Origin of the sequence: Solilutibacter pythonis, from assembly GCF_003697345.1 — a bacterium.
In the GTDB taxonomy this organism is placed as follows: Bacteria; Pseudomonadota; Gammaproteobacteria; order Xanthomonadales; family Xanthomonadaceae; genus Solilutibacter; species Solilutibacter pythonis.
On the sequence record NZ_RFLY01000010.1, the window covers coordinates 80,117 to 107,049 of the forward strand.

The window sequence follows — 26,933 nt, forward strand, 5'->3', positions numbered from 1 at the left end:
CGGCCGCCGGCCCGGCATGGCGGCACGTCCCGCCTCCGCCGTATGGGGGCGTCGCCCCCCATCCGCTAAAATCCATCCTCACTCCAAGCGCCGCAGGTTCCATCGCGCATGAACCCCAATTACCTCGACTTCGAGCAGCCGATCGCCGAGCTCGAAAACAAGCTCATGGAGCTGCGCCAGGCCAGCGACGGCCATTCGGTCGACATCGATGCCGAGGTCAAGGCCCTGCAAGGCAAGCTGCGCCAACGCACCGCGGTGATCTTCCGCGACCTCTCGCCGTGGCAGGTCTCGCAAATGTCGCGGCATCCACTGCGGCCCTACACCAACGATTACATCAAGCTGATGACCAGCGAGTTCCAGGAACTCGCCGGCGACCGCGCCTATGCCGACGATGCCGCCATCGTCGGCGGTCTCGGCCGCATCGACGGCCGCAGCGTGATGATCATCGGCCACCAGAAGGGCCGCGATACCAAATCCAAGTTGCGCCGCAACTTCGGCATGCCGCGCCCCGAGGGCTACCGCAAGGCGCTGCGGCTCATGAAGATGGCCGAACGCTTCCAGCTGCCGGTCATCACCTTCATCGACACCATGGGCGCCTATCCCGGCGTCGGCGCCGAGGAGCGCGGCCAGAGCGAGGCGATCGCCCGCAACCTGCTAGAGATGGCCGAACTGCGGGTGCCGATCATCTGCAACGTGGTGGGCGAAGGCGGCTCCGGCGGCGCGCTGGCCATCGGCGTTGGCGACCTCACCAACATGCTGGAATACGCGACCTATTCGGTCATCACCCCGGAAGGCTGCGCCTCGATCCTGTGGAAAACCGCCGACAAGGCCAAGGATGCCGCCGAACAACTCGGCCTGACCGCGAAGAAATTGAAAGACCTCGGCCTGATCGACAAAGTCGTGCGCGAGCCGATTGGCGGCGCGCATCGCAACCCACGGCAGATGGGCAAACGGCTGAAAGCCGTGATCAAGAACGAACTGGCCGAGCTCGAACGGCTGCCGGTGGACGAACTGCTCGAGCGCCGCTACCGCCGCCTGCGCGGCTACGGCGCCTACGCCTGAGGCGCGCATGTCACCGTTCATCATCTTCTCGCTGCTGCTGCAAATCGCCTGCGCGGTGCATGTGGTGCGCAGCGGACGGCCGCTGTACTGGATCTTCATCATCCTGATCGGCTCCTTTATCGGCATGGCGATCTATTTCCTGGCCGAAGTACTGCCGGAACTGCGCGACACCCGCGGCGGCCAGCGGACGATCAGGCGCGTCAGGGACCGCATCGACCCCGACCGCCACAAGCGCCAGGCGAGCCGGCAATTGGACCTGGCCGACACCCCCGCCAACCGCAAACGGCTGGCCGAAGAAAGCCTGGCCCGTGGCGACTTCCTCATGGCCGAAAGCCAATTTCGCACCGCCATGCAGGGGCTGTACCAGACCGATCCCGACCTGATGCTGGGCCTGGCCCAGGCGCAATTCGGGCTTGACCAGCCGCGCGCCGCGCGCGAAACGCTGGATCGGCTGATCACCGCCAACCCCGATTTCCGCTCGCACGAAGGGCATCTGCTTTACGCCCGCGCGGTGGAAGCCTGTGGCGAGCACACCGCCGCCCTGCACGAATACGAAGCCCTGGTGCAAGGCTTCCCCGGCGAGGAAGCACGCATCCGCCAAGCCCAACTGCTGGAAAAGATGGGCCACGACGCCCAGGCACAAGCGCTCTATGCCGAAACCCTAAAACGCGCCGACCTGCTGCCCGCCTATTACCGGCGCGAACAGAAACCGTGGATCGCCATCGCCCGGCAACGCCACGAGGGGTGAGGCGGCGCACCGCCAACGCCCTCGACGCGGCCATCGCCGCGCTGCCCGGCGCGCCCGCCGGCCTGTTGGTAGGCTTCAGCGGCGGGCTGGATTCCAACGTGCTGCTGCACGCGCTGGCGCGCACGTACAAGGAAGCGGTGCGCGCGATCCACGTCCACCACGGATTGCAGCCGGAAGCCGATGCCTGGGCCGCCCATTGCCAGCGCATATGCGCCGAGCTGAAAGTGCCCTTGGTCGTCGCCCGCGTCCAAGTGAACGATCACGGCCACGGCCCGGAGGCCGCCGCGCGCCATGCGCGCCACAGCGCCTTTACCGCCCATCTGCGCCCCGGCGAGACACTGGCCCTGGCGCACCACCGCGACGACCAGGCCGAAACCTTCATGCTCCGCGCCCTGCGCGGCTCCGGGCCGGACGGGCTTGCCGCGATGCGCGAATGGCGAAACTTTCACCACGGCCACCTGTGGCGACCGCTGCTACCGCTTCCCCGCGCATGGCTGCTGGAATATGCCCACGCGCATGGCCTGCGCTGGATCGAAGACCCGAGCAACGCCCACACCGACCTCGACCGCAACTGGCTGCGCCACGAAGTGATGCCGAAACTCGCCGCGCGCTGGCCGCAAGCGGCCGCCGGCTTCGCTCGCGCCGCCGCCCTGCAAGCCGAAGCCGTGACCATGCTTCAAGCCGACGAAACCGAAGCCGGTTTCACCCCCGGCGCGCCTCTCGCGCTGGCGCCCCTTCGCGTATTACCGGTGGGCCGGGACGCGCGCCGCTTCCGTACCTGGTGCGAAGCGAACGGCCTACCGCCGCCACCGGCGCGCGGCATCGACTGGCTGCGGGCCGAGCTGGCGAAACCCACCGACGATGGCGCCGCCGAGCTGCACTGGGGCGGCGCGTGTATTCGGCGTTGGCGCGATGGCCTGTGGGTCGATGCCGGCCTCGCCGCCCTGCCGCAAGGCTTCAGCATCGATTGGGATGGCCATGCGCCACTGGCATTGCCCAACGGCATCGTCTGGCGGCTGCACGGCGTCCCCGGCTTCGACGCCCCGCTGCGCGCCGCCGCGCGCAGCGGCGGCGAGCGCATCCACCTGCCGCGCCGCGCGCACCGCCACCAGCTCAAGCACGTGCTGCAAGAAGCCGGCATGCCGCCATGGCGGCGGCGCGCGCTGCCCTTGCTATGGAATACGGCCGGCGAACTGCTGGCCGCCGGCGACGTCCATTCCGCCCCCCTGGCCACATGGCTGGCCCAGAACCACGCCCGGTTGCAACTGGAATGGCCCGTCCCCCCGGCCCGCAATTGACCCTGCCGTCCCCGCCGCGCACACTTCGCCCATGGCACGCAAAGCATCCGAAAAGCCACCGGCCTCCCCGGTCGCCGATTTCGAACACTCGCTGGACGAACTCGAACAACTGGTCGAGCGAATGGAGACCGGCGAGCTGTCGCTGGAAGAATCGCTCACCGCCTACGAGCGCGGCGTCGGCCTGTACCGGAAATGCCAAAGCGCCCTGGAAGAGGCCGAACTACGCGTGCGACTGCTCTCCGACCCGCAAGACCCCGCCAGCGCCGAAACCTTCCAAGACACCGATGAGTGAGCCTGCCGATGTCCACGCCCGCCTCGCCGGCTGGCGTGCGCGGGCCGAGGCCGCGCTCGAACGCATCCTGCCCTCGCCCGACGATTCGCCGCAACGCCTGCATGCCGCCATGCGCCATGCCGCGCTCAATGGCGGCAAGCGTATCCGGCCGCTGCTGGCCTACGCCACCGGCCACGCGCTCGGCGTCAACGACGACGCCCTCGACGATGCCGCGCTCGCGGTCGAACTGATCCACTGTTATTCGCTGGTCCACGACGACCTGCCGGCCATGGACGACGACACCCTACGCCGTGGCCAGCCCACCGTGCACGTCGCCTACGACGAGGCCACCGCGATCCTCGCCGGCGATGCGCTGCAAGCATTGGCCTTCGCCCGCATCGCCGAGGCGCCGCTCGCCGCCGATGTCCGCATCGCCATGCTGCGCGCGCTGGCCCACGCCAGCGGCCACGCCGGCATGTGCGGCGGCCAGGCGCTGGACATCGACGCCACCGGCCAGCGCATCGACATCGGACAACTGCAAGACCTGCACGCACGCAAGACCGGCGCGCTGCTACGCGCCTCGGTGCGGCTGGGCGCGCTGGCCGCGAACGCCAGCCCGGCGCAAACGAACGCGCTCGAACGCTACGCCCGCGCGCTCGGCCTGGCCTTCCAGATCAAGGACGACCTGCTCGATATCGAAGGCGACAGCGCCACGCTCGGCAAGACCCCCGGCAAGGACATCCAGCAGGACAAGGCGACCTTCCCCGCGTTGATCGGCGTCGAGGCATCGCGACGGCGGCTGGACGAACTGACGCGGGCGATGCGCGCCGCCCTGGCCGAACTCGACGCCGATACCCGCCTGCTGGCCGAACTGGCGCGGCAAGTGGTGGAACGCGACCGCTGAGCGCGGCCGCGCGTCTCACCTCAACAGACGGATACTCAGCGGATAACGGTAGCTTTCGCCTTCCCAGGCCTTGAGCGCGGCGATCACCGTGAACACCAGCCAGGCCACCGCCAGGGCCACCATCACCCACAAAAGCAACAGCCCGGCCGACAACGTCACCAACGCGCCGAACCCGAGCGTGATGACCGTACCGCCAATCGACAGGAAGCCGGTCAGCACCGCCGCGCCGGCGTACAAGCACATGCTGAGATTGAAGTTGAACGCCTCTTTGGCATGCGCGCTGGCGAAAGACCAACGCTCGCGCACCAGGAACCAGACCAGCAGCGCCGCCGCCGCGCCGGCGACGCCGGCAAACCAACTGGTGGCGAAAGCCGCGATCAACGCGCCGACGTGCGCGCCCAGCGCCCACAGACGCGCTTCCTGGCTCGGTGGCGAGCCGGTGGCGGCGCTGTTTTCGAACGTATCCATGCGACGACTCCGAATGACGGGCCCATGAATATCGGAGCCATCACCCCCCATCGCAAGTGAACTGAAATCATGCCGCGAGGTGCCGTGGACGCCCGGCGAAAGCCGCCAGGCGCCACGGCGAACGCTCCGGGCTTACTTGATGAGCCGCAGCGTGAAGGGGTAGCGATAGCTCACTCCCTCGCTGGCCTTGATGCCGGCAATGACGGTGAATACCAACGCCACCACGCCAACGACCGGCAGCAGGAAAAAACCGATGCCCACGAACAACAACAGGAAGGAAACGGCCAGGGCGATCACCACGGTGATCTGGAAATTGAGCGACTCCCTGCCCTGGTCATCGACGAACGGCATGGTGTCCTTCTTGGCCTGCCACACCACCAACGGGCCGATCACGTTACCGACGACAGGAATCAATAGGCCGGCGAGCGCGGCCAAGTGGGCGAACATGCCCCACTGACGCGCTTCCTGGTCGATGGCTGGGATCATGGGGTCGTTCATGGCTTCACTTCGTCGAAAGTTGGTGATGCTCGCGACTCTATCGCGAACGCATGACATCCGACACCCATGCGCCCACGTCCGGCACACCGGGACGATGACGGCGAAACACCTACCCTCTCATCCGCCAGCGCGATCGATAAGCTTCAGCACACGACCACCGTCATCGCACCCACCAGAATCGACGGCCGCGAAGCGCCTACCCTCTCAATCCGCCGGCGCGATCGATAAGCTTCAGCGCCCGGCCACCGTCATCCCATCCACCAGGATCGACGGCCGCGAAGCGCCCGCCATCTCACCCGCCAGCGCGATCGATAAGCTTCAGCGCCCGGCCACCGTCATCCCGCCCACCAGGATCGACCCGGTACGCACGTGCGAGCGTGGATCGACGTCGGTGCCGACCGCCTCGATCGCGCCGAACATCGCGCGCAGGTTGCCGGCGATGGTGACGCCATCGACCGGATAGGCGATTTCGCCGTTCTCGATCATGAAGCCGGCCGCGCCGCGCGAGTAATCGCCGGTAATCGAGTTGACGCCCTGCCCCATCAGTTCGGTGACATAGAGCGCGCGGGATTGGCCGCGGATGATCGAAGCGAGATCGCCCGCATTCGCCAGCACGTCGAGATTGTGGATGCCGCCGGCATTGGCCGTGGTTTCCAGGCCGAGCTTGCGCGCCGAATAGCTGCCCAGCACGTAGCGGCGCACGATGCCGCCCTCGACCAGGTGCGAACGCCGGGTCGCCACGCCCTCGCCATCGAACGAAGCGGAGCGGAAACCGCGCGGCAGGAACGGATTTTCCTCGATGGCGAACCAATCGGGAAACAGCCGCTGGCCAACCGAATCGCAAAGGAAACTAGCACGCCGGTACAGCGCGCCGCCGGATACCGCGCCGATGTAATGGCCGATCAGGCCACGCGCGACTTCGGCATCGAAGATCACCGGCAACGCGCCGGTCGGCAGGCCGCGAGGCGCCAGCCGCGACAGCGCGCGCTGGGCGGCACAGCGACCGACCGATGCGGCGTCTTCCACCGCATCCAGCGACAGCGCCGTGCTGTACCAACCATCGCGCTGCATGGCCTCGCCCCGCCCCGCGATCAACGCGCAGCCCAGCGTGTAGCGGGTGTCGCGCTCGCGCCCGACGAAACCGTGCGAATTGGCGTACACCGACAGGGACTGCCCGCCACCGAACGAAGCGCCATCGGAATTGCCGATGCGCGGATCGAGTTCGCGGCCGGCCGTCTCGGCGGCGAGCGCGCGCTCCACCGCCTCGTCCGCGCTCAGCGGGGCGGGATGCCAGGCATCGAATTCGCGCGGGTCTTTCGCCATCAGCGCGGCATCGGCGAGGCCGGCGGCTTCGTCCTCCTCGGTATGGCGGGCGATGGCGCAGGCTTGTTCCACCGTGGCCGCGAGGCTTTCCTCGCGCACGTCGCCGGTACTGGCGCTGCCCTTCTTCCTTCCGAAATAAACGGTGACGGCGATGCCGCGATCCTGGGTGGATTCGACGGTTTCCACCTCGCCCATGCGCACGCCGACGTTCAGGCCCTTCGCGTCGCTGCAACTGACTTCCGCCTGGCTCGCGCCATGGCGGCGGGCGAGGTCGAGCAGGCGCCCGGCGCTGGCTTCCAGGCGATCCAGACGCGCGAGGCTGTCGTCGTGGGCAAGTTCGGTGGTGGTGGTGGTCATGACTTATCCTGTGGCGAAACTTTCAGAAGGTGGCAACGATGCGCGGACGCGATGAAGAAACCGGTGAATTCATATCGCCCAGCCGCAGCGAGCAGCGCCGCGCCGCGCTCGACGTGCTGGCGCTGGCGCACGTACTGGTGGAAAAAACCGCAACCGAGCTGAAAAAGCTGCCGATGGACGACACCCTGCGCGGCCACGCGCTGGATGCCCGGCGCATCACCGCGCCAATCGCGCGGAAGCGGGCGGTGGCCTTCCTCGCCAAGCAGATGCGCAAGGAAGAGGACGAAACGCTCGACGCCATCCGCGATGCGCTGGACGCCAACAGCGAGGGCTCGCGCCGACAGGTGGCCGCGATGCACCGCGCCGAGCACTGGCGGACGCGCCTGTTGGAGGACGGCGATGCGGCGTTGACCGCCTTCATCGACGAGCACCCGCAAGCCGACCGGCAACGGCTGCGCCAACTGGTGCGCAATGCGCAGGAAGAGGCGAAGCGCGGCAAGCCGCCGCGCGCGTTCCGCGAGCTGTACCGGGAAGTGCTGGCGGCGGCGGGGGCCGGAAGCCCTGGCTCGGAGATCGAGGAAGCGCCGGGCATCGAATAGACGCCGGGAGCCGCGCCATCCATCAAGCCACGCCAGCCTTCACACGCTCCAATGGTCGTCGCTTTTCCCTGGCCCCCGGCCTCCGATCGCCAACCTCCGCCAACCATCAAGCCCGCGTCCCGCCCACCGTCAGCTCGCTGATCTTCAGCGAGGGCTGACCAACGCCGACCGGCACCGATTGCCCGTCCTTGCCGCAAACGCCGACGCCATCGTCTAGCGCCAGATCGTGGCCGATCATCGTCACCCGCTGCATGGTCTCCGGGCCGTTGCCGATCAGCGTCGCGCCCTTCACCGGCGCGGTCACCTTGCCGTCTTCGATGAGGTAAGCCTCGGTGGCCGAAAATACGTACTTGCCACTGGTGATGTCCACCTGGCCGCCACCGAAATTGACCGCGTACAGCCCGCGCTTGACCGACTTGATCATGTCCGCCGGGTCGTCCTGCCCCGCCAGCATGTAGGTATTGGTCATGCGCGGCATCACCAGGTGCGCAAAGGATTCGCGGCGGCCGTTGCCGGTGGGCGCCATGCCCATCAGCCGGGCGTTGAGCGTGTCCTGCATGTAGCCGGTGAGGACGCCATCCTCGATCAGCGTGGTCGATTGCGTCGGCGTGCCTTCGTCATCGCAATTGAGCGAGCCGCGCCGGGCCGCCAGCGTGGCGTCATCGACGATGGTGACGCCGGGCGAAGCCACGCGCTGGCCCATCCGCCCGGCATAGGTCGACGTGCCCTTGCGGTTGAAATCGCCTTCCAGCCCGTGGCCGACCGCTTCGTGCAGCAGCACGCCGGTCCAGCCGTTGCCGAGCACCACCGGCATCACCCCGGCCGGGGCGTCGATAGCTTCGAGGTTCAACAATGCCTGGCGCAATGCCTCGCGGGCGAATTTCTCCGGCTGGCCGTCGCCCAGCAGCCGCGCATAGGAATAGCGCCCGCCAAAGCCGGCATAGCCGGATTCGCGCCGGCCGTCCTGTTCGACGATCACCTGCACGTTCATCCGTACCAATGGGCGCACGTCGGCGGCCAGCACGCCGTCGCTACGCGCCACCAGCACCGTATCGAGCGCGGCCGACAGGCTCACCATCACCTGCCGGACGCGCGGGTCGAGGCTGCGCAAGAGCGCATCCACGCGGCGCAACGCCTCCACTTTCGCTTCGTTGCCGAGCGCGTCGATCGGGTCCTCGGCGCCGTAAAGCGCACGCACCCGCCGCGGCGCCAACGCCTGCGCGTCCGATGCCCCGCCGGCCCGGGCGATGGCGCGAGCGGAACCGGCGGCGGCCAGCAGCGCGGCGGCGTCGATCTCGCCGGAATAGGCGAAGCCGGTCTTCTCGCCGCTGATCGCGCGAACGCCGACGCCCTGCTCAATTGAATGCGCGCCCTCCTTGACGATACCGTCCTCCATCGACCAGCTTTCGCGCCGCGCGTGCTGGAAATACAGATCGCCGAAGTCGGCGCCGGAGGCCAGCAGGCGGGAAAAGGCATGGTCGAGGTCGGCCAACGCGAGGCCGGCGGGCGCAAGCAGTCGGGATTCGGCAAGAGTCAGGGCCTGGGTCATCGGGATGCACGTTACGGGAGTGGAGTGGATATGGGGATGGCGGCGCGATTTGCCAGCCAGGCGGTTGCCGACCGGCTCACGGCGGCGGGCTGGCGGCGTGCTGCGCGCGCGGCTTCGCCAGCACCTCCACCTTGGGCTCGCCCCACGGGCCGGTGACGCGATAGGTCTTGGCGCCGACCTCGCTCAAAGGCTTCTTCAACACCGCGTTGGCCACCGCGCCCACCGCCGCGCCCACCGGCCCACCGGCCAGCGCGCCGGCGACGGTCAGCAGGTTGCCGGTGCGCGGCTTGACCTCGATGGTCTGGTCGAAACGTTGCGCGCGCAGGTCGGCGCTGCCAGCGATGCCGATCTGCGCCGCCGGCCCCTCGATCACGATGCCCTCGCTGCGGGCATGGCCTTCGCCGAATCGGACCCGGCCCTCGATCCGGTCGAAAGCGAAGCCCTTATCGAAGAAATCGCGGAAATCCAGCGTCAGGCGATGCGGCAGACGGGCCACGCTGAGCAGGCCGAGCACGCGCCCGGCCCCCGGCTCCAGCTCGCTCAACTGCCCATCCTTGATCAACGCCGCCAGACTGCCCTCGATCCGCGCCGGATCGAAATCCGACGGCGCGCCCGGCCAAGCCAGCGACAACGCCGCGTTGCCCTGCCCCTTCCTCATTTGACCGGACAGGCCGAAAGCGCCCAGCAGGCCGCCGAAATCCTCGCTGCGAAGCTGCGCATCGAAGCGGCTGCGGGCGGCCACGCCGCGTCCGTTCCAACTGCCGCTGACGTCGATCCGCTGCCTCGGCGCGCGCAGTTCCAACGCTTCGACCTGCATCCCGGCGGTGCTGGGCCGGCTGCGGAAGGCAAGCTGGCCGAACGCGCTGCCGTTGAGGCGGAAATCCTGCACGGCGATATCCAGCGGCGGCACGCCGGCCGGATCGATGTCGCCGCCGGCGGCGGTCTGGACGACGCCATTGGCCGTGGCCAACGGCGTGCCGATGGCGAAATCGACGCGCTGGAAACGGCCATTCACCGTTGCGCCCTCGGCATGCGGAATGGCGAGACTGCCGGCGATGCCGACGCCTTCGAGCCGCGCCCGGGTGGCATTGCCGGCGGTCTCCACCTGCATGCGCGTCTCGGCGAAGCGCTGCCCCAGCAGCAGCAGCAGCCGCGCGGCGCGCACGTCGATCCGCACCGGACCGAGCGCATTTCCCGATACGCCACCGCCCAGGCCGCCCACGAATCCGGCCCAGGCCAGCGCATCCACCTCGCCCGCGCGGCCATCGACCACCAGCCCCTGCGCCGGCGGCGCGCCCGCGGCATTGGCGCGCCCCAGCGTGGCGCGGATGCCGGTACGGCCGCCACGGTGCCGCGCACGCAGGCCCAGCCGCTGGCCCAGGCTCACGTCCACCTCGCCGTTGTCGACCGGCATCGGGATGCGCACGGTGGCCGCCAGTGGCTCGCCGGCCGGTTTGCCAAGCGGCGGCGGCAGGTCGATGGCGGTGCCGACCAGGTTGGAACTCAACGTCACCCGGCTTGGCAACGCGTTGGCGGCCGCGCCGCCGGCCGGCAACGCCACCGCGACGTTCCACGCCGAGCGGCCATGCAGCCAGGGCTTCAACCAAGCCATGTCCGGGGCGCGGTCGAGCAGGGCGGCGGCGGTGAGACTGCCGGCCAGATCGGCCTCGAACACGTTGCGCCGGTCCTCGACGTGCGGCGTGCCGGCGCGCAGCGACAAACGCCCCGGCCGGCCCTCCTGCGTGACCGCCAGCGCATCGGCGCGGAAGCCGTGACCGTCGTAACGCGCCCGGCCGCGCACGTCACGGAAGGTCAGTTTCAGCTCGCGTTCGCTGAGCGAGGCGCCCTGCAAATCGACGGTACCGGCGATGCGCTGCGGCGGGCCGCCGCCGTGGAGCGGCTGGAACAACGAAAAAGTGGCGCGCGCCGGCCCGCTGGCAGCCACCCGGGCGAACGTATCGGCCAGGGTTTTGTCGAGCGGGCTTCCGCGTAGCACCGCGAGGAAGCCCGCGGCATCGCCACGGCCGCGGGCCTCGATGCTCAGCTCGGCCCGGTCGAAATTCGGAATTTCGGCGCTGATCGCCTCGATTTGCACGCCCCCCAACTGACCGCCGCCCTCGACCTTCATCCCAGGGCCGATGAAAGCGGCCTTGAGCGAAGCCGACTGGATCGGCGGCCAGTCCGGCTGGAAACGCAACTGGCCGTTCTCGATCTGGGCCAGCGCCTCGAAACGGCCGTTGTGGCGGCTGAAGGGCCAGTCGTCGAGATCGCCGCTGACGATCGCCCGGGCATGCCTGAGCCTGCCGCCGACCAGCGCCATGTCCAGCCACTGCACGGCTTCCTTCGGCATGAGATGGCGAATCCAGAATTTTTTCGCCACCGGCACTTCCGCGCCGTCGATGTTGGCGGCGAGGTCGATCCACGGCCGACTGCCGTCGTTCTGGAACCACAGCCCGCCCCGGGCATCACCGCGATAGCCCTCGCCCTCGACGCGCAGATGGCCGGTGCCCAAGCGCACGCCCTTGCCCTCGCGCCACAGCGCCACCGTGCCGCGCGCGCTAATCGGGTGCTTGACCCCGAAACCGCGCGGCCAGTCGAAGACCATCCGCGCCCGTGGATCGAGCGCCAGCGCCACGCCATCGCCATCGCCGTTCACCCGCCCGCCGACGCCGGACAGGCCCGGCGCGTCGCCCACCGGCAGGAAGCCCAGGCCCTCAGTGTCGGCCTCGACCCAGTCGAGCCGGCCCGCCTCGCCGCGCATGGACAGCCCGCGCACCTCGCCGCTGGGACGGGCGCGTCCGATCCAATGACGCAAACCGGTCGGCAGCGCATCGCTCAGATCGACCAGCGCCAGCAGCGGCTCCAGCGAGACCTGCGGCGCGTCGATGGCCCAACGGTCCTGGCGGCGGGCGATCGCCAGCCCGTCCATGCGGGTCTCGCGGCCCTGCCGGCGCAGCGCCAACTGCGGCAGATCGAAGCGCCAGCCAGCTTCCTCGCGCACGAAGCGGGCGCGCTGCCGCAACCGCTCGAAACGCAGCTCGGGCAACGCCCCGGGGGCGGGGTCGGCCGGCGCCAGCACCACGTCGGACAGGTCGGCAACACTGCTCACCGATGCCACACGGTGTCCCTTCAGCGCCAGCCAGGTCTGGGCGCGGCCATGGCCGGCCACCAGCATCAGGCCCCGCCAGCGCAGCAGTTCCGACCAACCGGCCAGATCCAGTCGGCGTGCGCCGGCGAAGAAACGACCATCACCGCTTTCACGGTTGAAATCGAGACTGCCGGTCAAGGGCGACTGCCCGGCGCGCGGCCAGGCGCGCACGCCGGCCCTGACCCGCGCGCCGCCGACCTGCACCCGCAGATCGATACGCGGAATCTCGACATCGATGCCGCTGGCCGGCGCCAGCACCCGCAGCCGGCCGCCGACCACTTGCAGTTCGCCAAGGTCCTGCAAGCTGTCGAGCGGGTCGCGACGACCGCTCTGCCCCGGCATACCGCGCACATGCCATTCGCCGGCGACGTTGCGCTCCAGCGTCAACGCCAGTCCATGCAGGCGCAGTTCGGTCATCCGCCGCCCCGGCAGCCAACCGGTATAGGGCGCCAGCAACACTTCGGCTTGGCCTATCGGGATGGCATCGGCCCCGGGGCCGACGCGCAGGCCGGAGAGCCGCAGCAACGGCCCGCGCCGGGTCCATTCGGCCTCAAGCCCGGAAAACGCGACCGGCTGCGACGCCTTCGCCGAAAGCCAGCCGGCGACCCGCGCCGGATTGGCCTCCAGCCAGTTCAGGCTTTGGATCGCCGCGCCAAACGCCAGCGCCAGCGACAACGCCACCAGCGCGAAGACATACCAGACCGACTTGCCGGCGAAACGCAAACCACGGCGCAACGGCGAGGGCATCGCTCAGCGCGCCTCAAAGCAGGACGACATCGTATTGCTCCTGCTGGTACTGCTCATCGGCCTGGAAACGGATGCTCTTGCCGAGGAACTCCTCCAGTTCGGCCACCGCCACCGATTCCTCGTCGGTGATGCGGTTGACCACGCCCGGCGAGGCGATCACCAGAAGACGCTCGGCCTCGAACTGGCGCACCGCACGGGTGATCTCGCGGAAAATCTCGTAGGTCACGGTCTCGGTGGTCTTGATGGTGCCGCGCCCGCCGCACTGGCCGCAGGGTTCGGACAACTGCCGCTCCAGGCTCTCGACCGTACGCTTGCGGGTCATTTCAACCAGGCCCAGCGGCGAGAAGTCGTACACCGTGGTCTTGGCATGGTCCTTCGCCAGCGATTTCTCCAGCGTGCGCAGCACTTGCCGGCGGTGCTCGGCATCGTGCATGTCGATGAAGTCGATGATGATGATCCCCCCCAGATTGCGCAGGCGCAGTTGACGCGCCACCGCCTGCGCCGCCTCCAGGTTGGTGCGGTAAACCGTTTCCTCCAGCGTGCGCTGGCCGAGGAAGCTACCGGTGTTCACGTCCACCGTGGCCATCGCCTCGGTCTGGTCGATTACCAAATAGCCCCCCGATTTCAACGGCACCTGCTTTTGCAGCGCGCGCTGGAGTTCGTCCTCGACCCCGTACAGGTCGAAGATCGGGCGCGTGCCGGAATAGTGCTCGATCTTGTCGGCCAGGCCGCCGTCCTCTCCGGTTTCGTTCTGGCCGGGCATGTACTGGGCGGCGAACACCCGCAGCTTCTCGAAGGTCTCGCGCGAATCCACCCGCACTTTTTCCACGTCTCGGCGGATCAGGTCGCGCACCGCGCGCAGCGGCAGGCTGAGATCCTCGTACACGCATTCGCCGAGCGCCGACTCGCGCGAGCGCCGCTCGATGAGCGACCACATCCGGCTCAGATAACCGATGTCTTCGGCCAGCGCCTCGGACGGCTGGCCTTCGGCATTGGTGCGGATGATGTAACCGGCGGCGGAGGGCATCGACAACTCCCCGACCAACGCCTTCAGCCGCGCGCGCTCGGCCTCGTCCTCGATCCGCGCCGAGACGCCCACCACCCGCGACTGCGGCAGCAGCACCAGGTAGCGCGAGGGGATGCTGATCTGGGTGGTGAGCCGCGCGCCCTTGCTGCCGATCGGGTCTTTCAGCACCTGCACCACGATGTCCTGGCCGTCGCGCAGCAGTTCGGTGATCGGCCGCGCCGGCGCATGCGTCGGCGGCTCTTCCAGGTGGCGCTCGTCGTTGCCGACCACCTCGCTGGGACGGTGGATGTCATTGGCATGCAGGAAGGCCGCCCGCTCCAGGCCGATGTCGACGAAGGCCGCCTGCATCCCCGGCATGACCCGCTGCACCCGACCCTTGTAGAGGTTGCCCACCACGCCGCGATGCCCGCCGCGTTCGATGTGCAGCTCTTGCAGCATGCCGTTTTCGACCACCGCCACGCGGGTCTCGCGCGGGGTGACGTTGACCAGGATCTCCTCGCTCATACCGCCACCCCAAACCCGCGCAACAGCCCGGCGGTCTCGAACAACGGCAGGCCCATCACCCCGGAATGACTGCCTGAAAGATGGGCGATGAACGCCTGCGCCGCGCCCTGGACGGCATACCCGCCGGCCTTGCCCCGCCATTCTCCGCCCGCGACGTAACGGGCGATGCGCGCTTCGTCGAGGCGCCCGAAGCTCACTTCGGAAACCGACTCCGCATGCGCCTCGCGCCCGGCCGACAGCAGCCAGACCGACGTCGCCACCACATGCGCGCGGCCCGACAGACGGCGCAGCATGGTGGCAGCATCCGCCGCGTCGGCGGGTTTGCCGAACACTTCGTCGTCGAGGATCACTTCGGTATCAGCCCCCAGCACCAGCGCGTCCGGCACCGCCACCACCCGCAACAGGCCGGCGCCGGCCTTCTCTCGGGCCACGCGGCTCACGTATGCGCGCGCGGGTTCGTCCGCGCCGCGATGCTCGGGGATATCCAGTTCCAGGATGCCGAAATCCAGCCCAAGGCGGGCCAGCAGTTCGGCGCGGCGGGGAGAGCGCGAGGCGAGGTGCAACATCCGGGCAGAATAACCCGTCGAAGCTGCACCGATGGTCACTTGCGAAGCCTGCATGAACCTCCGCCAACCCCGCCCCGCGCCGCCAGCCCCGCCCCTTGTCACGGCCCGTTAACTCCCGCGGCACCACCCTCTTCCCCATACGAACAGGAGCTTTCCGTGAAACTTCGCCCCCTGATCCTCGCCCTGGCCCTCGCCACCGGAGCCGCCATGAACACCGCCAATGCCCAGAGCGCCCTCGCGCCACCCACCGTCGCCAGCAGCGATGGCACCCTCCTCTCCGTGAGCGCCGAGGCCAGCAGCACCCGCGTGCCCGACATCGCCATGATCTCCACCGGGGTAGTCAGCCGCGCCGCCGACACCGCGACCGCCATGCGCCAGAACGCCGAGCAGATGGCCAAGGTGATGGCCGCGCTGAAGCAGGCCGGAATCGCCGAGCGCGACATCCAGACCAGCGGCATCAACCTCAACCCGCAATACCACTACCAGCAAAACGAAACCCCGAAGATCACCGGCTACGAGGCGCGCAACACCGTCAGCGTGAAGGTGCGCGACCTGTCGAAGCTCGGCAAGACCATGGACACCCTGGTGGCCCAAGGCGCCAACGAGTTGAACGGCCCCAACTTCCAGGTCGACAAGCCTGACGAAGCCTATGACGAGGCCCGCCGCGGCGCGCTGGAAAAAGCGCAGGCGCGCGCCGGGATGTACGCCAAGACACTCGGCCTGCGCGTGCGCCGGATCGTCAGCATCGACGAGACCGGCGGCTATCGCCCGCCGGTACCGATGATGCGCGCCATGGCGATGGACGCGAAAAACGCCGGCGCCGAAACCGCCGTCGCACCGGGCGAAAGCACGCTCTCGGTCAACCTCAACATCGTGTTCGAGCTCGGGCGCTGAGCTTTCCTTCACGTTCTCCACCGCGGGCCTGGCGACAGGCCCGCTTTTTTTGGCCTTTCGAACGCCAGCGGCCAGGAAACCGCGCCCGCCTCATGACTCGCGGCAATGCATGCCGCAGCGCTCAGCCGTGGGCTGCCCCGCCCAGCCCCGAATCCCGCCCCTCAAGCGGATGCGTAATCCCCATGGGGGATATTCGAAGGGCCGACCCGGGGAAATCGCAGCGCCCCGCTGAAATCCCAAAAGTTTCTTCGCCCGCGCAACCCCGCGCCAAGGCTTCGCACGTTGTCCCCGATGCCCTTCCTTCGAGGACATGCAAATGGCCAAGTCGATCCCCGCGTCTTTTTCTTCCCCCGCCTCCCACCCGCTGGACCCGGCGCGCATCTCCGGCATCAGCGCGGCACTGGCGGTGCATCTGGTCGCCCTCGGCCTGCTGGCGATGCCAACCCGCCCCGCGCCGGCGCCAGCGCCGACCGCATCGCCCGACGAGCGCGTGCCATTTGTCTTCCACGTAGCCCTACCGCCGCCGCCCATGGTACCGACGCCCATCATGGAAATAACGCGACGGCCGCCATCGCGCACCCAGCCCCCGACGCTCATCACGCCGCCACCGCCAAGCACGCTGCATGTAGCGAACCTCGACATGTCCAGCGATGCGCCGGTCATCGCCGATCGCGGCGAAGCGATCCCCCTGCCCAGCGCCGAACCATCGCCACCTCTCCCGCCCGGCTCCGGCGACGGCCCGCCAGCCAGCGGCATCGCCCTGCAATATCGTCTGAACCCGCCACCGGCTTACCCGCGCGAAGCCCTGCGCGACGGCCTGCAAGGCACGGTGATGCTGCGCGTGCTGGTGGATGAAGCCGGCAACCCGCTGGAAGTGAGCATCGAGCGCGGCAGCGGCCACCGCCTGCTCGACCGCGCCGCGCGCGAACAGGTGCTGAAACATTGGAAATTCGTGCCGGCAACCAAAGACGGCCACCCGATACGGGCAATCGGCCATGTACCGGTGGATTTCGTGATCGGCGGCTAGCCGTGATCTTTTCCACGGCCTGTGCCCACGCTCGGCCGGAGACCGCCGTCCACGGCCCCGCCTGGGCTACAAGCCGACGATCTCCCGCATCACGATGAACAGCATGCGAGGTTTACGCAGCCAGGCCGCCGCCGCGCACGGCTCAGGCGCGGTGGTAGGGGTGGTTGGACAGCATCGACTGCGCGCGATACAACTGTTCGGCCAGCAGCAGCCTCACCAGCATATGCGGCAGGGTCAACGGGCCGAGCGACCAAGCTTCGTCGGCGCGGGCGATCACCTCCGGGGCGTGGCCTTCCGGCCCGCCGATCAGGAAGGCGAGATCGCGGCCCTGCCCGCGCCAGTGCTCCAGGCGCGCGGCCAGCGTTTCCGAACACCACGGCTTGCCGCCGCCGTCCATCGCCACCACCCAGGCCCCTTTCGGAATGGCCGCCAGCACGCGCTCACCTTCCTCGCTCATCGCCCGTGCGGGATCGCGGCCCTTGCCACGCACGCCGGGCGCGATTTCCACCAGTTGCAGCGGCAGCCCGTGCGAAAGGCGCTTCCGGTATTCGGCGAAACCCTCGGCCACCCAACCGGGCGGGCGCTCACCGACGGCGATCAGGCTGGCTTTCATGAGGACGCGCGGGTGCTGGCCGGGGCGGGCGCCGATACGGCACCGAGCACTGGCGAACGCCGCTTTCACCCATCGTCAATCGTGGCTTTCCGGCGGTTCGTCGCCCACCGTCCACAGCCGCTCCAGCGCATAGAACTCGCGCACGCGCGGCAGCATGACATGGACGATCACATCACCCAGATCGACCAGTACCCATTCCGCCTCCCGTTCGCCCTCCACGCCCAGCGGCTGGTAATCGAGCTGCTTGGCGAAACGCACCACTTCGTCGGCGATCGACTTGACGTGCCGGGTCGAAGTGCCGCTGACCACCACCATGTAATCGCAGACGCTGCTCTTGCCGCGCACGTCCAGCTCGACAATCTCCTGCGCCTTGAGGTTGTTGACCGCTTCGTGCACGGTCTTGAGCAATACGTCGACCGGCGGCGGCGGGGTTGGCACGCTGGTCTTGATGACTTGGGCTTGGTTGGTCAAGAAAGGGTTTCCTGTCGAAGTTGCGCGGATTCTAGCGCGGGCGGATGAACGAGGCGTCCCGGCCGGCGCCGTACAGACGGTGGCGGACGATGTAATCGGCAACCGCCGGCGGCACCCACTCGCGCCAGCGCGGGTCGTGTCCGGCGATGCGCCGGCGCAGCTCGCTGGAGGACTCCGGGCGCAACGGCAGGGCCAGCCGGTACAGCAGGCCCGTGGGCGTCCGCGCCAGTTCGCCGGCCGCGGCCGCCCAGCGCCCGGCCGCGAACGCCGCCAGTTCCGGCGGCAACGCGGCGGGATCGAAGCCGCTGCCGGGGCGTTCGGCGATCACCAGATGGGCGAAGCCGGCCAGTTCATACCAACGCCGCCAACCGGGCAGCGCGAGGAAACTGTCGGCGCCGACGAGTATCGCCAGCGGAGCATCGGTACCGAGCCCGGCACGCAATTCGATGAGGGTGTCGATGGTGTACGAAGGCCCTTCGCGGCGCAGTTCGCGCTCATCGACCGCCAGCCCCGGCTCGCCGGCGACGGCCAGCGCAAGCATCTCCCGGCGCCGCGCGGCATCGACGGCGGTCGGCCCCTTGTGCGGCGGATCGCCCGCCGGCATCAGCCAGACTCCGGCGGCCAGCGCATCGCGGGCCGCGCGCGCCACCGCCAGATGGCCTTCATGCACCGGGTCGAAACTGCCGCCGTACTGGATGCGCAGGCTCATCGCGCCAGCAATTTCATCGCCCTGGGTTCGGCCACGGCCACCAAGAGCCGTTCCAGCGCCAGCCACGGGTCGCCTTGGGCGCGGCCCTTGGCGATGCGGTCGATACGCCCGACCTCGGCCAGGAACACCGGCCAGCGCGCGGCTTCGTGACGCTTCAGCGCGCGCAGATACAGCGCCTGCTTGGCGTCCCAGATTCGCTGCGCCTTGAATTCGGCATTGAGGTTGCCGCCGCGCGCCTGCACTTGCGCCAGCCGCTCGCTGGTTTGCAGTTCGCGCACCACCATGCCGAGCAGGGCCGGCACCGCCTCGCCCTCGGCCCGCAGGCCGGCCAGCACGCGGGAGACCTGGGCCGGCTGGCCGTTCAAGGCCGCGTCGGTGAGGCGGAACACGTCGAAGCGGGCGGCATCGGCGACCAGCGACTGCATCGTCGCCACATCCAGCACGCGGCCCTCGGCCAGCAACGCCAGCTTGTCCACCTCCTGCGCGGCCGCCAGCAGATTGCCCTCGACACGCGCGGCCAGTTGCGCCACGGCTTCACGGTCGGCGCGCACGCCGTGGCTGCGTAACCGGCGCTCGACCCAATCGAGCAGTTCGTGCGGCTTCACCGCCCAGGCAATGGCGACGTGACCGACGCGGGCAACCGCCTCGCTCCACTTGCCGGCGTGGGCCTTGCTCCAATCGTTGGCGATGACGAGCAGCGTGATGCCGGCGGGCGGGTCGGCGCAAAAGCCGGCAATCACCGCAGCGCCTTCCTTGCCCGGCTTGCCGCTTGGCAGGCGCACTTCGATCAGGCGCTGGCTGCTGAACAGGCCCAGGCTGGCAAACGCCGTTTGCAGTTCGTTCCAATCGAAGTCGCGGCCGTCGGCATCGAACACCTCACGCTCGTCGCAGCCGGCGGCGCGGGCCTGGGCGCGGACGGCATCGGCGGCCTCCAGCACCCGCAGCGGCTCCACCCCGGCCACCAAATAGGCCGGGCGCAACGGCTCATGCGCGAGTTGGGCGACCAGGCGTTCGGTATTGAGTTCCACCGCCGGGGATCAGTGCTTCGGTTCGGTGGAGAAATCCTCGGGCGGCGGCTGCGGCGTCCGGGTGGCGACCGCGACCCGGCGCAGGATCGCCGTGGTCATCTCGCGGCGCATTTCCTTCGACAGCAGTTCGCGCTCGCTGGCCTTGCCGATGGCATCGGCGGCCGGGGCCACGTAGTCGCGCGAGAGTTCCACCGCCTGCTGCGGCACCACGTCCCTGCCGTTGCCATCGCGCAGGGCGAAGATCACCGCATAGCGCAAGCTGAATTCCTGCGCGCGTCCGTACTGGTCGAGCGAATTGGGGGTATCGCCCCAGCGCTCGGAAACGATTTCCAGCCGCGCCACGCCCTGGGTCTCGTCGGGGTCGGCCGGCGCCGTCGCCCCGGCGCGCGCCAGCGCCAACGCCAGCGACTCGGCCAGCGGGCTGTACGGGTCGGGCGAGACCACCCGCACCGGGCCAAGGTCCATCGGCAAATCGAGCGGGCGGCGCAGGTGGAATCCGCAGCCGGCGAGGAACAGGACGAAGGTGGCGAGGACGAGTTTCTTCATGCGCGAAGTCTGGACGATGCCGCGACCGCCGGCAATGGCGCAGGCTGAACGAAGGCCGGCGCCGCCGGTCGATCAACCGGCGACGATATTGACGATCCGTCCCGGCACCACGATGACCTTCTTCACCGTCTGCCCGGCCAGGAAAGCGGCGACGTTCGGCTCGGCCAGCGCCATTGCCTCGATCGACTCGCGCGCGGCATCCGGCGCGACTTCGATCTGTCCACGCAGCTTGCCGTTGACCTGCACCGCCAGCGTCAGCGCATCGCGCACCAGCGCCCGCGGATCGGCGGCGGGAAACGGCACATCCTCCAGCACGGTTTCCGGGTGCCCCAGCACCTGCCACAGGGCATGGCTGATGTGCGGGGTGATCGGGTTGAGCATCAGCACCAGCGCCTCGAAGGCTTCGTGACGCACGGCGCGGCCCTGCGCGCTCACGTCCCCGAACTTGCCGACATGGTTCAGCAGCTCCATGCAGGCGGCGATGGCGGTGTTGAAGCTGTGGCGGCGGCCATAATCGTCGGCGACCTTCTGGAGGGTCTCGTGGGTCTGGCGGCGCAGCGTCTTCTGCCCGGCATCCAGGCCGTCGGGCGCGAGGGCCGGATGATCCGGCGCCGCCGCATGCGCATGCACATCGCGCCACAGGCGGCGCAGGAAGCGGCTCATGCCCTCGACGCCGGCCTCGTTCCACTCCAGCGATTGCTCCGGCGGCGCGGCGAACATCGAGAACAGGCGCACGGTATCGGCGCCGTACTTGTCCACCATCGCCTGCGGATCGACGCCGTTGTTCTTCGACTTCGACATCTTCTCGATGCCGCCAATCGATACCGGCCGGCCGTCGGACTTCAATGCCGCGCCGACGATCCTGCCCTTGTCGTCGCGTTCGATCTCGACATCGGCGGGATTGAACCATTCCCTGCCGCCGTTGGCGGTTTCCCGGTAATAGGTATCGGCGATCACCATGCCCTGGGTCAGCAGCCGATGCGCGGGTTCGTCGCTCGTCACCATGCCGGCGTCGCGCAGCAGCTTGTGATAGAAGCGGAAATACATGAGGTGCAGGATGGCGTGCTCGATACCGCCGATGTACTGATCGACCGGCAGCCAGTGGTTGGCGCGGCCATCCACCATGTCGGCCGCGCCCGGCGAGGTGTAGCGGGCGTAGTACCAGCTCGATTCCATGAAGGTATCGAAGGTGTCGGTTTCGCGCTCGGCGGGCTTGCCGCAGTTCGGGCAGATGGTCTTGCGCCATTCGGGATCGGCCTTGATCGGGCTGACCACCGCGCCGGGGGTCGAGAACGCCGCCTCCACGTCCTCCGGCAACACCACCGGCAACTGGTCTTCCGGCACCGGCAGCGTGCCGCAATCGGCGCAGTGGATGACCGGGATCGGGCAGCCCCAGTAACGCTGGCGCGACACGCCCCAGTCGCGCAGGCGGTAATTGACCACGCGACGGCCCGCGCCCTCGCGCTCGAACTTCTCCGCCAGCGCGTCGAAAGCGCCCTGGTAATCCAGCCCGTTGAACTCGCCGGAATTGATCAGCCAGCCACGCTCGGTATACGCGGCATCGTCGTTGACCGTGCGCAGGAACTCGCGCACCACCTCGACCGCGGCCTCGGTGTCGTACACGTCCAGCGCCCGCTGGCGGCCCAGCGCGGCCTGCATCGGGTCGGCGTGGGCGGCGATGTCGTCGGAAATGTCCATCAACGCATCGCGCACTTCCGCCGGCGCGATCACCGGCTTGATCGGTAGGCCGTACTTGATGGCGAACTCGCGGTCGCGCGCGTCGTGGCCGGGCACCGCCATCACCGCGCCGGTGCCGTAGCCCATCAGCACGAAATTGGCGACGTAGACCGGCACGTCCTCGCCAGTCACCGGGTGAATGGCCCACTGGCCGGTGGCCATGCCGCGCTTTTCCTGGGTTTCCAGTTCGGCCTCGCTGACGCCGCCCTGCTTCATGTCGGCGATGAAAGCCGCCAGTTCGGGATTGCCGGCGGCGGCCTTCCGCGCCAGCGGGTGCTCGCCGGCGACCGAAATGAAGGTCACGCCCATCAGCGTGTCAGGGCGGGTGGTGAAGACGGTCAGCGGGGTATCCTCGCCATCGACTTTGAACTGGATTTCCAGCCCTTCGCTGCGGCCGATCCAGTTGCGCTGCATGGTCTTGACCGATTCCGGCCAGCCCTCCAGCGTGTCCAGCCCGTCCAGCAGTTCCTGGGCGTAATCGGTGATGCGCAGGAACCATTGCGGAATCTCGCGCTTCTCCACCAGCGCGCCGCTGCGCCAGCCGCGGCCGTCAATGACCTGCTCGTTGGCCAGCACGGTCTGGTCGACCGGGTCCCAGTTCACCACCGAGTTCCTGCGGTAGGCCAGCCCCTGCTTCATCAGCCGCACGAACATGCGCTGCTCGTGGGCATAGTAATCGGGCGAACAGGTGGCGAACTCGCGCGTCCAGTCGATGGCGTAGCCCAGCGACTTGAGCTGCCCGCGCATGTGATCGATGTTGGCGTAGGTCCACTTCGCGGGGGCGGTGCCATGCTTGATCGCGGCGTTCTCGGCCGGCAGACCGAAGGCGTCCCAGCCCATCGGTTGCAGCACGTTGTGGCCGGTCATGCGCTTGTGGCGCGAGATCACGTCGCCGATGGTGTAGTTGCGGACGTGGCCCATGTGCAGCGCGCCGGAGGGATACGGCAGCATGGAGAGGCAGAAATACTTGGGCTTGCCGCCGTCCTCGCTCGCTTCGTAGGCGCGGACGTCGTCCCAATGGCGCTGGGCGGCGGCCTCGACGGCGGCGGGATCGTAGGGTTGCGGTTGGGCGGGCACTTCCTGGGACATGTCGGCGGCTGTAAGGAATCGGACTGCGCAGACTACCGCAGCGCGCCCGTCATTGGGCACCGGGCCGCGAAGCCAGCCGCCAGTTCCAAAACAGCCAAAGCGCCACCAGCAGGCGCTGCGCGGCCCCGGCCAAGCCGAATGCCGGCCCCAGTACCAACAGCGAGGGAATCGCCAAGGCCAGCAACGCCGCCATCATGCGTGGGACATCGGCACCGGCCACGGCCATGCACACGGTCGACAACGCGAAACACAGCGACCACAGCAGCCAGACCAGCGCGTGCAGACGGTTGCCGCCCTCATCCGGCAACCGTGTCGGGTCGAGCGCGAACACGCCCTGCAAGACGAACGCCAGCGCCGCCAGCAAGGCCATTTGCAACGCCAGCCGATGCGCCCAGCCCGCCGCCGCCGGCAAGCGGCCACGCGCATGCCAGGCCAGCCCCGCCATCAACCCGCCCGGCAGCAGGTAGAGCAAGCCGTTGGCGAGGTGCCAGCCCGGCATCCCCACCGCGCCGAGCGCCGCCAGCGACTGGCGTGGATGGCCGTATTCCGGCCGCAGCGCGCCGAAGACCAGCGCTGCGAGCAGGACCGAAGCCGCCGCCAGCGTCACCGGCCAGCGCCTCACCCGTTGCCTCCACGGTTGTAAAACGCCGCCTCTGGCATCATCTGAACGCTTGTTCCCGAACTTTCGAAACGGACGCCATGATGACCGATTCCACGCCTCAAGCCGCCCTTGCGCACATCTTCGACGCCACCACCACCGGCTTCGAGAACGACGTCATCCGCGCCTCGCTGGAAACGCCGGTGCTGGTCGATTTCTGGGCGACCTGGTGCGGCCCCTGCAAGACCCTCGGCCCGCTCCTCGAAAAACTGGCCGCCGATTACCACGGCGCGTTCCGGCTGGCCAAGGTCGACGTCGACCGGGAGCAACAACTGGCCGCCGCCTTCCAGATCCGTTCGGTGCCGACGGTCATGCTGGTCAAGGGTGGGCAACTGGTCGATGGTTTTCCGGGCGTGCTGACCGAGGGCGAACTGCGCCAATTCCTCTCCAGCCATGGCATCGAACCGCGGGCCGCCGCCGAAGTGGCCGAGGCCCTCCCCGCCGCCCCGCTCGATCCACACCAGGAGGTGCTGCGCCTGCGGCAACTGGCGGACAGCGAGCCTGACAAGGCCGAGCACAAACTCGATCTCGCCCTCGCCCTGCTCGCCACCGGCGCCGCCACCGAGGCCGGGCAACTGCTCGACGCCCTGCCCGCCAACCTCGCCACCGACGACCGCGCCATCAAGGCCCACGCCCGCCTCGGCTTCGCCGGCCTGCTCAAGGACGCGCCGCCGCGCGAGGTGCTGGCTGCCGCCATCGCCGCCAACCCGGACGACCTCACCGCCCGCCACCTGCTGGGCGTCCACGAACTGGTTTCGGGCGATGCGGCTTCCGGCCTGGAACAACTCATGGAGATGCTGCGGCGCGACCGCCAGTTCCAGGACGGCCTGCCGCGCAAGGCGCTGATCGATGCCTTCCGCATCCTCGACGACGATGCGCTGGTGGCGAAGTACCGCCGCCAGATGTCGGCGCTGCTGCTGAGCTGACACCCGGCGCGATGGCAGTGGCCGGCACCTCCACGGGGGTTGTCCGGCCCCGGCTTGTCCACGGACATTCGTATCCGTATCGTCTACCCCCCGATTCGCCCGGCCCGCCCGATGAAGCTCACCCCACGCCTGCTCCGGTACGGCCTGAATATCTGGCCGCCATTCCTGTTCACGGGCATTCACGTCACCCATTTGAGCGAGGATTGGCGCCACGCGCGGGTGGAGCTGCGGCTGCGGCCCTGGAACCGCAACTACATCGGCACCCAGTTCGGCGGCAGCCTGTTCTCGATGACCGACCCGTTCTGGATGTTGCTGATGCTGCATGCGCTGCCACGCGATTACATCGTCTGGGACAAGGCTGGCGAGATCGAGTTCGTCAAGCCCGGCCGCGGCACCGTTTACGCCGAATTCCGGCTCGACGACGCCCAGGTGACGGAGGTCATGGCGGCGGCGGCCGGCGGCGAGAAGGTGCTGCGCTGGTTCCAGACCGACGTGATCGATGCCAAGGGCGAGATCATCGCCCGGGTGCGCAAGCAGTTGTACGTGCGCTTGAAGCGCGAAATCGCTCCCGCTCCCACGGCGGGCGGATAAATGCGAACGCCTTCGCCTTCCGCGCGGATGACGACCGATCGGCGTTGTAAAGCGAATCTCGACGATCCCCTTTGCCTTTCGCACCCGCATGACGAGCGATGACACGCGCTCATCCGCGCCGGCCTGAGAAGCCCGGTATTTTTCGCCCACGCGTATGGCCAGGCGCAGCACGCGCGGTATCCGGAACCTGACCTTGGTTTTTTCGCCCGCACGCATGGCCGGGCGCTCATCGCCCGGCACTGAAGGCGGCCGGAGCGGAATCGCTCTTCGCCCGCACACACGTCCGGGCGGTGAACCAAACCGTGTAGCGCAACGCCGATCTGGTCGCTTTTTCGCCCGCGCGCATGGCCAAGCGTGCATCTAGAATGCGCGCATGTCCGCCAAGCCGCCCAAATCCCGCTTCGCCAGGCTGTTCCTGACCGGCCTGCTCACCCTGCTGCCACTATGGCTGACCTGGGTGGTGGTGCGCTTCGTTTTCGTACTGATGTCGGACATCAGCCGGCCGTGGGTCGGCCCATTGCTGGACGGCATCGCCACCGGCTCGCCACACACGCTGGGCTGGGCGGACGACGAATGGGTCAAAGCGGCGGTGGCGCTGGCCGGCACCGTGGTGCTGATCCTGCTGGTGGGCGTGATGGCCAGGCAAGTGATTGGCCAGCGCCTGCTTGGCTGGTTCGAAGCCTTCATCGCCCGGGTCCCCCTGGCCAACACCGTCTACGGTGGGGCGCGCAAACTGCTGGACATCCTGCAAACCTCGCCCGATGGCACCCAGCGCGTGGTGCTGATCGATTTCCCGACCCCGGAAATGAAGGCGGTCGGTTTCGTCACCAAGGTGATGCGCGAAACCGGCACCCAGCGCGAACTGGCCGCGGTCTACGTTCCGACCACGCCCAACCCGACCTCGGGCTACCTGGAAATCGTGCCGGTGGAAAAGATCACGCCCACCGACTGGACGGTGGACGAGGCGATGAGCTTCATCATCTCCGGTGGTGCGGTTTCGCGTTCGGACATCCCGTTCTCCCCGCCGGGGCGCACGCCAACACCCGACGAACGCACGGCCTGACGCTTCCGGCAAGCCCCCGCAAGTCCACCGCATTCGACCGCCCGCGCACCGCCCCACCGAAAGCGCGACCCGGGCCACCACCGAGGCCGAACGCCATGCCGGGCGCGTGTTGGTATTCGGCAAGCCCCCGCAAAGCCGCCCCACTCGACCGCCCGCGCACCGACCCACCGAAAGCGCGACCCGGGCCATCGCCGAGGCCGAACGCCATACCGAGCGCGTGCTGCTATTCGGCAAGCCCCCGCAAAGCCGCCCCGCTCGACCGCCCGCGCACCGACCCGCCGAAAGCGCGACCCGGGCCACCACCGAGGCCGAACGCCATACCGAGCGCGTGCTGCTATTCGGCAAGACCAAGCACGGCTGCAACCGGCTGGCCGAGCAACTGGAGAAGGCCGGGTTGCCGGCGCTGGCGATCCACGGCAACAAGAGCCAGTCGGCGCGGCAGAAGGCGCTGGATGCGTTCAAGTCCGGGCGCACCCGCATCCTGGTCGCCACCGACGTCGCCGCGCGCGGGC

The 26,933-nt window shown here is 68.7% G+C and carries 26 protein-coding genes; 12 read left to right on the forward strand and 14 right to left on the reverse strand.

Annotation, left to right across the window (positions count from 1 at the left end):
- Positions 1–108: 108 nt before the first annotated feature.
- Genes EBB59_RS08385 through EBB59_RS08405 form a run of 5 tightly spaced genes read left to right on the forward strand, consistent with a single transcriptional unit; the run spans position 109 to position 4,283 of the window.
- On the forward strand, positions 109–1,062 hold the full coding sequence (locus EBB59_RS08385; protein ID WP_122101707.1) for an acetyl-CoA carboxylase carboxyltransferase subunit alpha: 954 nt from the start codon (positions 109–111) through the stop codon (positions 1,060–1,062).
- Positions 1,063–1,069: 7 nt separating this feature from the next.
- Positions 1,070–1,810 (forward strand): tetratricopeptide repeat protein, encoded by a 741-nt coding sequence (locus EBB59_RS08390; RefSeq protein WP_122101708.1) that lies wholly within the window; start codon positions 1,070–1,072, stop codon positions 1,808–1,810.
- A gap of 32 nt (positions 1,811–1,842) precedes the next feature.
- The gene (tilS, locus tag EBB59_RS08395; protein ID WP_122101732.1) at positions 1,843–3,108 is read left to right on the forward strand and encodes a tRNA lysidine(34) synthetase TilS; all 1,266 of its coding nucleotides are present in this window, start codon (positions 1,843–1,845) and stop codon (positions 3,106–3,108) included.
- A 31-nt stretch (positions 3,109–3,139) separates the two neighbouring features.
- The gene (locus tag EBB59_RS08400) at positions 3,140–3,400 is read left to right on the forward strand and encodes an exodeoxyribonuclease VII small subunit (RefSeq protein WP_122101709.1); all 261 of its coding nucleotides are present in this window, start codon (positions 3,140–3,142) and stop codon (positions 3,398–3,400) included.
- A complete protein-coding gene (locus EBB59_RS08405) occupies positions 3,393–4,283 on the forward strand; it encodes a polyprenyl synthetase family protein (RefSeq protein WP_122101710.1) in 891 nt (296 codons plus the stop codon). The genes EBB59_RS08400 and EBB59_RS08405 overlap by 8 nt, the downstream gene beginning before the upstream one ends.
- A gap of 15 nt (positions 4,284–4,298) precedes the next feature.
- On the opposite strand, the gene EBB59_RS08410 is transcribed toward EBB59_RS08405, so the two are convergent.
- The 3 genes from EBB59_RS08410 to pmbA all read right to left on the reverse strand — a co-directional run bounded on the left by EBB59_RS08410 (position 4,299) and on the right by pmbA (position 6,929).
- Complete coding sequence (locus EBB59_RS08410; RefSeq protein WP_158601752.1) at positions 4,299–4,751, reverse strand: DUF4870 domain-containing protein; 453 nt, start codon at positions 4,749–4,751, stop codon at positions 4,299–4,301.
- Between the two features lie 132 nt (positions 4,752–4,883).
- Positions 4,884–5,249, reverse strand: coding sequence for a DUF4870 domain-containing protein (locus tag EBB59_RS08415; RefSeq protein ID WP_122101712.1), 366 nt, complete (start codon positions 5,247–5,249; stop codon positions 4,884–4,886).
- Positions 5,250–5,567: 318 nt separating this feature from the next.
- The gene (pmbA, locus tag EBB59_RS08420; protein ID WP_122101713.1) at positions 5,568–6,929 is read right to left on the reverse strand and encodes a metalloprotease PmbA; all 1,362 of its coding nucleotides are present in this window, start codon (positions 6,927–6,929) and stop codon (positions 5,568–5,570) included.
- Between the two features lie 38 nt (positions 6,930–6,967).
- On the opposite strand from pmbA, the gene yjgA reads away from it, so the two are divergent.
- Complete coding sequence (yjgA, locus tag EBB59_RS08425; protein WP_122101714.1) at positions 6,968–7,528, forward strand: ribosome biogenesis factor YjgA; 561 nt, start codon at positions 6,968–6,970, stop codon at positions 7,526–7,528.
- 106 nt (positions 7,529–7,634) lie between these two features.
- On the opposite strand, the gene tldD is transcribed toward yjgA, so the two are convergent.
- The 4 genes from tldD to EBB59_RS08445 form a co-directional block, all read right to left on the reverse strand.
- The gene (gene tldD, locus EBB59_RS08430; protein ID WP_122101715.1) at positions 7,635–9,077 is read right to left on the reverse strand and encodes a metalloprotease TldD; all 1,443 of its coding nucleotides are present in this window, start codon (positions 9,075–9,077) and stop codon (positions 7,635–7,637) included.
- Between the two features lie 76 nt (positions 9,078–9,153).
- Positions 9,154–12,972, reverse strand: a complete 3,819-nt coding sequence (locus EBB59_RS08435; RefSeq protein WP_122101716.1) for a YhdP family protein — start codon at positions 12,970–12,972, stop codon at positions 9,154–9,156.
- Positions 12,973–12,985: 13 nt separating this feature from the next.
- The gene (gene rng, locus EBB59_RS08440; protein ID WP_122101717.1) at positions 12,986–14,503 is read right to left on the reverse strand and encodes a ribonuclease G; all 1,518 of its coding nucleotides are present in this window, start codon (positions 14,501–14,503) and stop codon (positions 12,986–12,988) included.
- Positions 14,500–15,069: a Maf family protein gene (locus EBB59_RS08445; RefSeq protein ID WP_122101718.1), complete on the reverse strand. Its 570-nt coding sequence runs from the start codon at positions 15,067–15,069 to the stop codon at positions 14,500–14,502. Before EBB59_RS08445 ends, rng begins: the two co-directional genes overlap by 4 nt.
- A 207-nt stretch (positions 15,070–15,276) precedes the next feature.
- On the opposite strand from EBB59_RS08445, the gene EBB59_RS08450 reads away from it, so the two are divergent.
- Together EBB59_RS08450 and EBB59_RS08455 are read left to right on the forward strand one after the other, a co-directional pair.
- Positions 15,277–15,963 (forward strand): SIMPL domain-containing protein, encoded by a 687-nt coding sequence (locus EBB59_RS08450; RefSeq protein ID WP_122101733.1) that lies wholly within the window; start codon positions 15,277–15,279, stop codon positions 15,961–15,963.
- A 316-nt stretch (positions 15,964–16,279) separates the two neighbouring features.
- Positions 16,280–16,990 carry an energy transducer TonB gene (locus tag EBB59_RS08455; protein WP_122101734.1) on the forward strand — a complete coding sequence of 237 codons (711 nt, stop codon included), beginning with the start codon at positions 16,280–16,282 and terminating at the stop codon, positions 16,988–16,990.
- A gap of 142 nt (positions 16,991–17,132) precedes the next feature.
- On the opposite strand, the gene rlmH is transcribed toward EBB59_RS08455, so the two are convergent.
- From rlmH to EBB59_RS08490, 7 genes are all read right to left on the reverse strand, one after another.
- Positions 17,133–17,603, reverse strand: a complete 471-nt coding sequence (gene rlmH, locus EBB59_RS08460; protein ID WP_122101719.1) for a 23S rRNA (pseudouridine(1915)-N(3))-methyltransferase RlmH — start codon at positions 17,601–17,603, stop codon at positions 17,133–17,135.
- A gap of 75 nt (positions 17,604–17,678) precedes the next feature.
- Positions 17,679–18,074: a ribosome silencing factor gene (gene rsfS, locus EBB59_RS08465; RefSeq protein ID WP_122101720.1), complete on the reverse strand. Its 396-nt coding sequence runs from the start codon at positions 18,072–18,074 to the stop codon at positions 17,679–17,681.
- 31 nt (positions 18,075–18,105) lie between these two features.
- Positions 18,106–18,783: a nicotinate-nucleotide adenylyltransferase gene (nadD, locus tag EBB59_RS08470; protein WP_122101721.1), complete on the reverse strand. Its 678-nt coding sequence runs from the start codon at positions 18,781–18,783 to the stop codon at positions 18,106–18,108.
- Entirely contained in the window at positions 18,780–19,811 is a 1,032-nt protein-coding gene (holA, locus tag EBB59_RS08475; RefSeq protein WP_122101722.1) for a DNA polymerase III subunit delta, read from the reverse strand. The genes nadD and holA overlap by 4 nt, the downstream gene beginning before the upstream one ends.
- 9 nt (positions 19,812–19,820) lie before the next feature.
- Entirely contained in the window at positions 19,821–20,357 is a 537-nt protein-coding gene (locus EBB59_RS08480; protein ID WP_122101723.1) for an LPS-assembly lipoprotein LptE, read from the reverse strand.
- Positions 20,358–20,429: 72 nt separating this feature from the next.
- Positions 20,430–23,183, reverse strand: coding sequence for a leucine--tRNA ligase (leuS, locus tag EBB59_RS08485; protein WP_122101724.1), 2,754 nt, complete (start codon positions 23,181–23,183; stop codon positions 20,430–20,432).
- A gap of 49 nt (positions 23,184–23,232) precedes the next feature.
- The gene (locus tag EBB59_RS08490; RefSeq protein WP_122101725.1) at positions 23,233–23,805 is read right to left on the reverse strand and encodes a DUF998 domain-containing protein; all 573 of its coding nucleotides are present in this window, start codon (positions 23,803–23,805) and stop codon (positions 23,233–23,235) included.
- 77 nt (positions 23,806–23,882) lie between these two features.
- Here EBB59_RS08490 and trxA point away from each other — a divergent pair, with 77 nt between their 5' ends.
- From trxA to EBB59_RS08510, 4 genes are all read left to right on the forward strand, one after another.
- The gene (gene trxA / locus EBB59_RS08495; protein ID WP_425451816.1) at positions 23,883–24,767 is read left to right on the forward strand and encodes a thioredoxin; all 885 of its coding nucleotides are present in this window, start codon (positions 23,883–23,885) and stop codon (positions 24,765–24,767) included.
- Between the two features lie 111 nt (positions 24,768–24,878).
- Positions 24,879–25,358, forward strand: a complete 480-nt coding sequence (locus tag EBB59_RS08500) for a DUF4442 domain-containing protein (RefSeq protein ID WP_122101726.1) — start codon at positions 24,879–24,881, stop codon at positions 25,356–25,358.
- Between the two features lie 373 nt (positions 25,359–25,731).
- On the forward strand, positions 25,732–26,421 hold the full coding sequence (locus EBB59_RS08505; RefSeq protein ID WP_122101727.1) for a DUF502 domain-containing protein: 690 nt from the start codon (positions 25,732–25,734) through the stop codon (positions 26,419–26,421).
- A 106-nt stretch (positions 26,422–26,527) separates the two neighbouring features.
- The coding region (locus tag EBB59_RS08510; protein ID WP_245979186.1) for a helicase-related protein at positions 26,528–26,933 on the forward strand (406 nt) is incomplete at its 3' end.